At 58.7% G+C, this 11,642-nt stretch carries 8 protein-coding genes; 6 read left to right on the top strand and 2 right to left on the bottom strand.

What is annotated here, in order from left to right; all coding sequences use genetic code 11:
• Window positions 1-398: 398 nt before the first annotated feature.
• Both VMC84_RS11595 and VMC84_RS11590 read right to left on the bottom strand, forming a co-directional pair.
• Window positions 399-1,508, bottom strand: a complete 1,110-nt coding sequence (locus VMC84_RS11595; RefSeq protein WP_325380810.1) for a DUF5612 domain-containing protein — start codon at window positions 1,506-1,508, stop codon at window positions 399-401.
• A complete protein-coding gene (locus VMC84_RS11590; RefSeq protein WP_349256777.1) occupies window positions 1,498-2,571 on the bottom strand; it encodes an S-methyl-5-thioribose-1-phosphate isomerase in 1,074 nt (357 codons plus the stop codon). Before VMC84_RS11590 ends, VMC84_RS11595 begins: the two co-directional genes overlap by 11 nt.
• 113 nt (window positions 2,572-2,684) lie before the next feature.
• Between VMC84_RS11590 and VMC84_RS11585 the strand changes: the two genes are divergently transcribed.
• From VMC84_RS11585 to VMC84_RS11560, 6 genes are all read left to right on the top strand, one after another.
• Window positions 2,685-4,847, top strand: a complete 2,163-nt coding sequence (locus tag VMC84_RS11585) for a DUF3160 domain-containing protein (protein ID WP_325380806.1) — start codon at window positions 2,685-2,687, stop codon at window positions 4,845-4,847.
• 87 nt (window positions 4,848-4,934) lie between these two features.
• A complete protein-coding gene (locus tag VMC84_RS11580) occupies window positions 4,935-5,327 on the top strand; it encodes a hypothetical protein (RefSeq protein WP_325380804.1) in 393 nt (130 codons plus the stop codon).
• 12 nt (window positions 5,328-5,339) lie between these two features.
• Window positions 5,340-8,861 (top strand): chromosome segregation protein SMC, encoded by a 3,522-nt coding sequence (gene smc, locus VMC84_RS11575; RefSeq protein WP_325380802.1) that lies wholly within the window; start codon window positions 5,340-5,342, stop codon window positions 8,859-8,861.
• Entirely contained in the window at window positions 8,851-9,540 is a 690-nt protein-coding gene (locus VMC84_RS11570; RefSeq protein ID WP_325380800.1) for a ScpA family protein, read from the top strand. The genes smc and VMC84_RS11570 overlap by 11 nt, the downstream gene beginning before the upstream one ends.
• Window positions 9,533-10,120 (top strand): SMC-Scp complex subunit ScpB, encoded by a 588-nt coding sequence (scpB, locus tag VMC84_RS11565; protein WP_325380798.1) that lies wholly within the window; start codon window positions 9,533-9,535, stop codon window positions 10,118-10,120. Before VMC84_RS11570 ends, scpB begins: the two co-directional genes overlap by 8 nt.
• Window positions 10,121-10,179: 59 nt before the next feature.
• Entirely contained in the window at window positions 10,180-11,292 is a 1,113-nt protein-coding gene (locus tag VMC84_RS11560; protein WP_325380796.1) for a methionine adenosyltransferase, read from the top strand.
• Window positions 11,293-11,642: the final 350 nt, after the last annotated feature.

Below are 11,642 nucleotides of genomic sequence, written 5' to 3'. Positions count from 1 at the left end.
AATTAAGAGACAAAGGGCACAGAGCCGCTTTTTGAACTTTTAAGATACAAAGGATATGAAGGCACGATGGCAAAAAGTGCTCTTGTTCATTCCACTGTGCCCTTGTATCCTTCGTGCCCTGATCGCCAATGAACCGGCTTTGTGTCCTTTGTAACTTAATCTAAAAAAAGACTTTGTGAGCCTCAGTGCCATCGTGCCTTTGTGGTGAAAATAGTGCCCTCCGTGCCCTTAAAAAGCTTAAAATACGGGAGTAATTCACCACAGCAAAAGAAATTAATTATGACTAAACTCATTCATTTAATATTAAATCTCTAAATGTAGCTTCGCGGTCTTCGCGCTCGAAACAGTCTTCGCGGGCTTGTATGCTCTTCGCGGGCTTAAGCCGGACAGCAAAAATATTAAAACTTCTTGCCACGCACGCGGTCGATGTCGAACACGGCTGTCTTGGCGACGTGCATGACGGCGAAAGTGCCGGCCTGGATTGGGTCGGTGACCACCAGGTCGGCGTAATCGGGAACGCTGCCGGCCATATTTAGCGAGATAACGGGTATGCCCTCGTCGTGGAGCTTCTTGACCTCCTCCGATATGCTGCCGCCCATGATAGAGCCGGCCAGCACGAGGATCTGCGCCCGGTGAAGGCGCTTCACGGCCTCCACGGCGTCGGCCAGCGTGTCTTCGCCCACCAGGGGGATCGTGTCCACGCTAATGCGCTCGCCCCGGATGTTGTGCCGGTCCGCCTCGTTGATGGCGCCCACGGCGACCTGGGCGACCTGGGCCCCGCCGCCGATAATGATGACGCGCGACCCATAGATCCGGTCCAGAGGCGGGTGCAGCGTGACTTCCTGCACCAGAGACATCTTTTCGAGGGCCTTGACGAGGTCGTCAATATCTTTTACGTTCTCGACCTCCATGTAGACGTTGGACATGCCCTCCTTGTCGCCCTTGTCCACGATAAACTGCTGAGTGTACGTGATGTTGCCGCCGTGCTTGGCGACCATGCCGGCCACGTCCCGGAGCACGCCCGGCTTGTCCTTGCAGAACATGTTGAGGGCGGTCTTGCCCGTGGACATGGCGCTCCGGGAGTAGATCAGCTCGTACTCGTTGACGTAGTTATCGACGTACAGGACCTTCTCGGTCCGGGCGATCTTGAGCTCCCAGCCCTCCTTGTCATAGACGTCTAACGTCCAGCCCTTCTCGCCAGGCTCGATGTCCTCGAGCATGTCGGCGATCTGCGACGCCGGGAGGACGATGGCGTTATCCGGCTTCTCGCAGACGAGCACCAGGTGCTTGATGGTGGGGTTGTACAGGAATTCCTGGGGGATGGAGAAATAGTAGTGGCCGTCCTTGTTCTTGCTGTAGCGCAGTACAAGTAAAAACTGGCCGTCCACACGGTAGACGTGCTGCAGGCCCGATATGAAATATTCCTTGAGCTCACAGCCCCGCTCGATCCTGTCGATCACGGCCTCCATGGCCCCTTTCATTTCCTGCGAATTATACCTATATGCCATCCCGGACTCCCTCAGGCTTATCCTTTATATATCGTTTTAGGCTTGAACTTTTCTTCAGCCCGGTAAAGGGCAGTGGCGGCTTGAAAACTCCCTGCTCGGTGATGACGGCAGTGACGTTCTCCATCGGCGTCGCGTCGAACGCCGGATTAAATGCCGGCACGCCCGCGGGCGCTATCTGCGTGCCATTCCAGCGCCTCAATTCCTCCGGGTCGCGCTCCTCGATCACCACGTCCTTTTCCGCATGGCGGAAGTCGAACGTCGAGAGCGGTGCCGCCACGTAGAAAGGGATACCGTGGGCCTTAGCAAGGACGGAGTGCGAGTAGGTGCCGATCTTGTTGAAGACGGCGTCCTCGACGATGCGGTCGGCGCCGACGATGACTTTGTCCACTTTGCCCTGGCGCATCACGTGGCCCGCCATGCTGTCCGTGATTAGCGTGACCGGTATGCGGTCCTCCATCAGCTCGAAGCAGGTGATGCGGCTCCCCTGGTTCAGGGGCCGCGTCTCGCAGGAGATGACCTTGATATCCTTTCCCTGCTCGATGGCGGAGCGTATCACGCCCAGGGCGGTGCCCCAGTCGACGCACGCCAGCCGGCCCGCGTTACAATGTGTCATGACCGTGTCGCCCGAGCGCAACAGCGCAGCGCCGTGCTCGCCGATGGCCCTGCACTGCGCCACGTCCTCGTCCGCCAGCGCCTTTGCCTCAGCCAGGGCTAATGTTTCTATTTCCGCCCGGTCCCTGCCGGTGAGCGCCTTCGTCAGCACACGGTCGGCACCCCAGGAAAGGTTCACGGCCGTCGGGCGAACGCGTTTCAGGCTTTCAGTCTCTTTTATCAGCTCTTCCCTGTAGTCTTCCGCCTTTATCGTCCTGGCCAGCAAGGCGACCCCGAAGCCGCCGGCCGCCCCGAGGGCGGGAGCTCCCCGGACCTTCAGCCGCAGGATGGCGTCGTTAAGCGCGTTAATGTGATAAATGTCTATCAGGGCAAGCTTCAGGGGCAGGGCCGTCTGGTCGATTATCGTAACGCAGCCCTTCTCGTCGCTCCAGTCTATGGTTCGCATCAACATTAAGTAATGAAGAGAAGATAAAAACCTGTTGGTTTCACACGGGTGGCGTTGATAATTGCGAATGCACCCGTAGTCAAGGCAATATATTTCATCTCGACAGCTAATTTCTAATCATGAGCGACGGTCTTTCAGGCATAAACAGGCGGGCATTCCTAAAAGCCATGGGCGCTGCCGGCGCCATGGTCCTGGGCTCCGGCGCCCTGGGCTGCGTGGGCAGCTCTATGAACGAGGGCCCCACGCTACGACCGACGGGCAACCTCACGTATACTGTGGCAGGCAAGACGCAGGCGAAGTTCGCCGAGTTCCAGCCGCTGCCGTCGGCGGTCACGCCCTCCCTTAAAGACTATAGTGTCGACGTTTCAAAGCTCTCGGGCCTGGATAAGCTCGGCGTCGATGACGCGGGGAAGAGCGCCCTGGCGAAAAATTTATTCTACCTGACACCGTCGAGCGACGCCCAGATATACGACGTCTACAAGAGCCTGAGCGAGGCCGGGCTCCCGGCGTTCGTGACCACCGACTCGGTGCTTCACACCTATCACGTCTTATTCGATTACATTTTAAGGATGCTCGAAGTCGAGCACTTCAGCCCCGACATCCTCGACCTCTCGAAGCTGTTATACGACGAGTCGAAGGCCCAGATGGACTCGGCAACAGAGTCAGTTAAAACGGCCGCCCTCAAGAACACGGCGTTCTACGCTGTGGCGCTCACGCTGCTGGGCGAGTCGCCCTCGATACCATCGAGCGCCAATGGCATGGTCCATGATGAGCTTTCCCTCATAAAGGCGCACGAGGGCTTCTCAAAATCGCCTATCTTCGGCTACAATGAGGACTACAGCCAGTACGTGCCCCGGGGCCACTACGACCGGAACGACACCCTCAGGAAATATTTCATGGCCATGATGTGGTACGGCCGCATGTCCTTCCGCCTAAAGGATAAGGACAACCCGGAGCTGCCGAAGGAGCAGACGCGCCAGGCCATACTGATCACGCTCGCCTTGAAGGGCAAGGCCTTTGACCTGTGGAAGGGCATCTATGAGCCCACGGTATTCTTTGTCGGCGAAACCGACGACCTCTCGGCCTATGACTATAGCTCCCTAATACCGGAAGTCTACGGCGGCAGCGTAAGCCTGACGGACCTGGCCGACGACGTGAAGCTCCAGGCGTTCATGGATAAAGCCCTCAAGCTGAAGGCGCCGAAGATCGTATCCACGGAGCTGACGGATACGGATTACGAGGAAAGCGGCACGGACACGGTCAAGGGATTCCGCTTCATGGGGCAGCGCTTCATCCCCGACTCCTACATGTTCCAGGAGCTGGTCTACGCGAAAGTGGGCACCCAGAGCGACCCGCGGCTTTTCCCGATGGGCCTGGACGTAATGGCCGTGCTGGGGTCAAAGCGGGCCTACGACATCCTGGACAAGATCTATAACGAGACCCATTACAAGAATTACGTGAAGCAGATGGAGTCTCTTAAAAGCCAGTTCGCGGCTCTGGGAGCCGATACGTGGACCCAGAACCTCTACTGGTGCTGGCTCTACTGCCTGATGCCTCTGCTGAACGAGAAAGGCGACGGGTACCCGACGTTCATGAAGAGCCAGGCGTGGACGGATAAGGAGCTCGACACGTCGCTGGGAAGCTGGGCCGAGCTGAGGCACGATACGATTCTATATGCCAAGCAGAGCTACACGATGCGTGCCACGGCCATCATGACGCCTCCCGAGCCGCCAAAGGGCTACGTGGAGCCCAACCCGGAGCTATACGGGCGCCTTGCGTCGCTCGCCGGCATGACCATCGACGGGCTTAAATCCAGGAACCTGCTGCTGGACGTGTTCGGCGACCGCCTGTCAAAGCTAAAAGACCTGTTGGCGGCGCTGAAGGCCATCTCGGAAAAGGAGCTTACGGGCACGACGCTGTCGCAGGACGAGTACGATACGATCCGGTATGTCGGCGGCACGCTTGAAGGAATCACCACCTTTCCGCCGGAAGTCAAGGATGCGATCACCAGCGATACGGACGACAGGATGGCCGTCGTGGCCGACGTGCACACCGACGTCAACTCGAATAAAGTCCTTGAAGAGGGCGTCGGCGATCCATACTACATTTACGTGGCCGTGCCCGCCGGGGGCAGCGTCGTCGTCGCAAAGGGCGCGGCCTTCGCCTATTACGAGTTCAAGTGGCCCATGGACGACCGCCTTACGGATTCGAAGTGGCAGGACATGCTCAAGGGCGGCTCGCCGCCCGAAGCGCCCGGGTGGACAAAGAGCTTTAAAGCTTAACGTCCGCCCGCTTTTTTACCGTTCAGGGCAACAGATATATATTTTAACTTCGTTTTAATCAACTAAGGGTTTACAATGGAAGGGGATATGAAGGAGATTGTGCTCGGGCGATTAGAGCAGAGGCTGAAGGAAAAGGACGATGAGATCCATTCCCTGAAGAAGGAGCTCAACGCGGGCGGCGACGTGAAATCCCTCTCGGAAAAGGTCGACCACCTTGAGTCTGAGGTCAAGGAAACACAGATAGCCTTATCAGAGGTAATGAAAAAGGTCGGGGCTCTTGAAGGCGCCCTGAGCACGATGCTCATGAACCTGTCGAACGCGGCCGAGGAAGGCTATCCGGAAGAGGACTTATCGTCGCCGGGCGTGCCTCCGGACGACCAGCCCTTCGACAAGTTCGCCGCCAACCAGAAGGATATTAAGGAAGACGGCCATAACCAGAGCGACGCCACCAGGTTCTTCCACCTGAGCAAGAACTCATAAGCTTCTGTCACTATGCACATCAAAGAGATCGAGCTGAACAACTTCAAATCGTTCGGCCGTAAGGCCAAAATACCCTTCTTCGATGATTTTACCACCATCAGCGGCCCCAACGGGTCGGGGAAAAGTAACATCATCGATAGCATACTCTTTTGCCTGGGCCTGTCGAACTCCCGCTCCATGCGTGCCGAAAAGCTGACCGATCTCATCTACAGCGTCAACGGCAAGAGCACGGGAACGGCCGATGTCACCATCCGGTTCGACAACACGGACCGGGAGATGCCCATCGACCAGGACGAGATCACGGTCACCCGGCGCATCAAGTCCAGCGACAGCGGCTATTACTCTTACTACTATTTCAACGACAAGCCCGTCTCGCTCTCGGAGATCCATGAGCAGCTCCTCAAGGCGAAGATATCGCCCGACGGATACAACGTGGTCATGCAGGGCGACGTCACCCGCATCATCGAGGTCAGCGACTTCGAGCGGCGCAAGTTCATCGACGAGATCGCCGGCACGGCAGAGTTCGACGAGAAGACCGATAAGGCGTTGAGCGAGCTGGACATCGTCCGGGAGCGCATCGACCGCGTCGCCATCATCATCGCCGAGGTCGAGGCCCGCCTGACTCAGTTGAAGGCTGAGCGCGACCAGGCATTATTGTACCAGTCATACCGGGACGAGAAAATAAAAAATGAGGGCTATTTAGTCCTGTCCGAGCTTAAGGAGGCGCAGCAGCTTCTGGACTCCCTGCTGGACGACATCCGGGACAAGACCGAGAAGAGGGCGTCCATCACGGCCGACGTGGACAAGAAGAGCGCCGCGGTGCAGAAGCTCAAGGACGACATCAAGGCCCTCAACGCCACCATCACGGATAAGGGCGAGGGCGAGCAGATCCAGATCCGCAGGCAGATCGAGGAGGCCCGCGCCGGCATCAAGGCCTGCATCAACATCATCGATTTCTCAAGGTCAGAAATAACGAACAGGGACGCGGAAAAACAAAAGCTCTTCCTGGAGACGGAAAAGGCGAAGGGCCAGATCGAGGAGTACGACGGCAAGATCGCCGAAGAGGAGAAGCGGAAGCTAAGCCTTACCAGCGAGATGGGATTCTGCACGGCCGGCCTGGACGAGGTGCAGAAGAAGATCTCGGCCATCGACGAGCGGTTCGCCGGCGTCCGGACCCGCCTGGCCGAGATCAAGGCGGCCCTGGAGGCCTCACGTAACCTGAGGAACGAGAAATTACGGGAAAAGGATCGCATACTGGACGCGGCACGCCGCAAGCAGGACGAGGAGCAGGACGCCGGGACGGAGATCACGTCCAGCAGGAGCCGTATCGAGGAGGCCCGCGTCGAGTCCGGGAACCTGGAGAAGGACGTCGCGGAATTGCAGCGCCGCAGCCAGGCATTGATGGCGGACATTAACGATATGGACGGGGCGCGGTCACGGGCGAAGGCCGAGCAGCACGGCGTAGAGGAGAAGCTGCGCAGGCTGCAGGAAGAGTACGCTAAAGCTGAGGCCCGGGTCCGGGCCTACGAGGACCTGGACGGGTATAGCGAGGCCGTCGGGGCCATCATCAGCGCCCGCAACTCGCACGAGCTGCCGGGCATATACGGCACCATTGCCGAATTAGGCAAGGTGGACCAGGAGTACGCCACTGCCCTGGAAGTGGCAGCCGGTAACCGCATGCAGAACATCGTCGTGGATAACGACGAGGACGCCGCCCGCTGTATCTACTACCTGAAAGGCCGAAAGCAGGGCACGGCGACCTTTTTACCGCTCAACAAGATGCGCCAGAGGGTCCAGCTGCGCAACATCCGGGAGCCCGGAGTCATCGATTATGCCATAAACCTGGTCCAGTTCGACGCGAAGTTCGATCCCGCCTTCTGGTACGTGTTCGGCGATACGCTCGTCGTGGACACGCTGGAGACCGCCCGCCGCCTCATCGGCACGGGCCGCATGGTCACGCTGGACGGCGATTTAATAGAGAAGAGCGGCGCCATGACCGGCGGCTACCGCTCCCGCACGAAACTAAAATTCAAAGCCTCCGAAGAGGAGCACATCAAGGAACTGGCGGAACAGATCACGATCCTCGAGGCCAGCCGCGACGCCGTCCTGAAAAAGGTCGAGTCCATCGACGGCCATATCTACACCCTCAAGAAGGACCGTTCGGATATCGAGACGCAGGCATCCAGGCTCAACGCCCGCAAGGAAGAGCTGGCCGGACGCCTCACGAGGCTCGATGCCGTCATAAAAGAAAAGGAAGCCGCCATTCAGACGCTGCGCGAGGACCGCCGGAAGCTCCGGGACGAGCTGATCGGCGCCGAGGAGGCCATCTCCAAAGCGGATGGCGAGATCACTACCATAGGCGCCGAGGCGGGGAAGCTTGAGGAGGAGCTGAAGGGCTCCGAGGTGCCGGCACTCACCGAAGAGGCGGCACGCATCGAGGACGAGATGAAGCGCCTCGACGGCCGGCTCCGGGACACGGAAGCGGCCATCGCCTCCCTCAAAATGGAGCAGAATTACATCAACGCCCGTATCCAGGAGAGCAAGGGCCGCGGCGAGCAGATCGACCAGAACATCGCCGCCCTGAAGGAAAAGATCTCCCAGAACGAGGTGCAGATAAAAGCCCACGAGCAGAGCGTCGAGGAGCTCACGAAGCGTGAAAAGGCCATAGAGAAGGAGCTCGCCGGCATGAAGAAGCAGCGCGAAGAGATGTCGGATGCGCTGACGGAGGCGGACCACGACCTTTACGACGCGAGGCGCCAGCTGGAGCGGCTGACCGGCATGCTGAACTCCCTTGAAATAACGAGAGAGGAGAGCCTGGATAAGATCAAGGCGCTCGAGAAGACGGTGCAGGAGCGCGGCGTCCAGCCTTCCGAGGAGGTGCCCCCCGTGGACAAGGTCAGGTCAAGCATATCCCAGCTCGAAAAGAAGATGCAGGCGCTGGAGCCGGTCAACATGCTCTCCATCACGGAGTACGACAGCGTCCAGGCCCGGCTCACCGAGCTTACGGGCAAGCGGGACACGCTGCAAAAGGAACGCGAGAACATCCTGGAGAAGATCGAGCATTACAAGACCATGAAAAAGGAGACGTTCCTAACGACCTTTAACGCCATCAACGAGCACTTCAAGGCGATCTTCAACGAGCTGTCTGACGGCTTCGGCGAGCTCATCCTGGAGAACGCGGAGGACCCGTTCGCCGGCGGCCTCACCATCCACGCCCAGCCCCATGGTAAGGCGCTCCACCGGCTCGAGGCCATGTCGGGCGGCGAAAAGAGCCTCACGGCCCTGGCATTCATCTTCTCGATCCAGCGGTACCGGCCCGCGCCGTTTTATGTTTTCGACGAGATCGACATGTTCCTGGACGGCGCGAACGCAGAGCGGGTCGCCCGCATGATCAAGAAGCTCGCGGACAACGCCCAGTTCATCGTCGTCTCCCTGCGGAAGCCCATGATCGAGTCGGCCAACCGCACCATCGGCATCGCCATGCAGGAGAACAACATCTCCAGCATCACGGGGGTGAAGCTCCGTGCAGATTGAGGCAATGGTACAGCACCAGGAAGAGTCCATCGAGATCCTGCTGGAGATGGCCAGGGCCGGCGAGATCGACCCCTGGAACATCGACATCATCGACGTCACCGACAAGTTCCTGGCCCGGATCGTGGAGCGCGAGAAGATCGACCTGCGGGCTTCCGCGAGGACGCTGCTGTACGCTTCTATATTATTGCGCATGAAGTCCGACGTGCTCGTGAACGCTCCTCCGCCAGAGCCCGAGGACGATTACCTCCCCGACTTCGACCTGGAGCCCGAGGACTATCCGATGCTGGAGCCCAGGCAGAGGAACGCCGTCGCCAGGCCCGTCACGCTGCAGGAATTAATTACGGAATTGCAGCGGGCCGTGGCCACAAGGGATGCCTCGCACATGCGGAAAGCCCTCAAGATCGAGAAGCCCCCGCGGAAGACCATAGAGGAAGTCCTGGGCATCGCCCACAACGAGGACATCGAGGCGAGCATCATAGACATGACCGGTATCCTGGACCGGGAGTTCGCCTACCGGGAGTTCGTCATGTTCTCCGAATTAGTAAAGGACCCGACGCCCCACGGCATCGTGGACGTGTACCTGCCGCTGCTCTTTTTAGCGAACCGCAAGTACGTCACGCTCACACAGGAGGTCCTGTTCGAGGACATTTTCATCCGGAGGTCGCCGCCGAATGGATGAGAAATGCCTGCTGGAAGCCGCCCTGTTCTCGGCCGGGAAGCCCGTCGGCGAAGCCCAGTTAAAAACCCTGCTGAACCGCTCGAACACCTACATTAATTCGCTGGCGGAGAAACTCATGGAGGAGTACCGGGAGCGGAACTCGCCCCTCGAGGTGGTCAGGCTTGAGGGTAAGTACGCTCTTCAGCTGAAGCCCGAATACGCCGAGCGCGTGGTCGGCTTTTCGCCTGGCGAGCTGAGAGCCCCCGCGCTACGGACGCTATCCGTCATCGCCTACTATCAGCCCCTCCAGCAGTCGGATCTCGTCGATATCCGGGGCCAGGCCGCCTACGAGCACGTGGCCATGCTCCTTGAGAAAGGCCTTATCGCGAAGAAGCGCGTCGGGCGGTCCTACGAGCTCACGACGACCGACGCCTTTTGCGACTACTTCGGGCTTACAAAGGGCGACGTGCAATCGATTAAAAATCAGATCATGAAGAAGGCGAAGCTTAAAAAAGAGTCTCTCACGAAGTGGATCGACTCGAAGGTGCCTGATAATAATGCCTTCGACGCCGTCAGCAAGCTCATGCCCACCGTGAAGTAGCCCTTATAGTAGCTTTTTTATTATAGTACATTAAACATGTAATTACCGGAGGCCTTCGTGTGCTCGTTGAACAACTGCTTCGCCCTTACGGCGCCAACAAGTTCGAGATCGTGGAAAAAAAGGGCCTGGGACACCCGGATACCCTGTGCGACGGCATATCCGACGCCATTTCCCGGAGCCTGAGTAAGTATTATATAGACCATTTCGGCAGCATACTGCACCACAACGTGGATAAGGTCCTGCTCATCGGCGGGCGATCGAAGCCGAAATTCGGCGGCGGCGATATCGTGAGACCCCTGGCCATTGTAATAGGCGGAAGGGCCACGGACGATGCGGACGGCACCCGGATACCGGTCAACGATATCGCAAAAGAGGCTACGGAAAAGTTCCTCGGGAAGACAGTGAAAAACCTGAATGGCCACTTCACGGTGGAGCCCCGCATCGGCATGGGCTCGACTGAATTGAGAAGCCTCGTGGGCCGGGTCGTCTCGAACGACACGTCCATCGGCCTGGGCTATGCGCCCTTCAGCCATCTCGAGGAGAACGTCACGAAGATCGAGCCGCTGATACGCTCGGTAAAGGGAGTCGGCGAGGACGTAAAGATCATGGGCATCCGCAAGGGGGACGGAATCCAGCTCACGATGGCCGCCGCTATGGTCTCGAAGTATATCGGGGACATGGAGCGGTACGACGATACAAAGCGCAGTGCCGAAGAGAAAGTCCTCGACTACGTGACGCCCGGCTGGGCCGACGTATCCGCTATCGTGAACAGCGCCGACAAAGGCGATGACATTTACCTGACCGTCACCGGCACCTCCGCCGAGATGGGCGACGACGGCGAGACCGGCAGAGGTAATCGCCCGAATGGCCTGATAACGCCGGGGCGGCCCATGACCATGGAGGCGACGGCGGGCAAGAACCCGGTGAGCCACGTCGGTAAGCTGTATAACATCGTGGCCGGCCGGATGGCCGCGGACATCGCCGCCTTCGACGGCGTGGAGGAGGCTTACGTCTATCTGGTGAGCCGCATCGGCGCCCCGCTGGAGGAGCCCCAGATAAAATCGGCGAGCATCTACGGTAAAATAGATGAAAAGAAGATCGAGCAAACCATTGACTACTGGCTCGAGCACATACCGGACGTTACCGAGGAATTCGTGAAGGGCAGGATATAATCCCTCGGGACTCACCACGGCGGCACGGAGGCACCACGGAGGGCACGGCTTATTATTCACCACGGCGACACGGCGAACACGGCGCTTTTTTATGATCGGCACGGCGACACCACGGCGACACGGTTTCCTGATAATATTATTCAGCAGGGGTCTCCGAGGGGTAAGCAAGAGCACTCCGCCCGATGTCAGCCCTCTTCAGGATATAAAAGTAAGCAGGGGGTCTCCGAGGGGTAAGCAAGAGCGCTCCGCGCGGCGTCAGCCCCCTTTAGGAATTAAAAGTCCTCCGTGCCCTCTGTGTCCTCCGTGGTTAATATTAAACCGGTGTCCTCTGTGGTGCCTCCGTACCCATC

The organism is Methanocella sp. (assembly GCF_035506375.1).
Lineage (GTDB): Archaea > Halobacteriota > Methanocellia > Methanocellales > Methanocellaceae > Methanocella.
The sequence above is the reverse complement of the archived record's forward strand: the minus strand, read 5'-3'. Positions and strand labels throughout refer to the sequence as shown.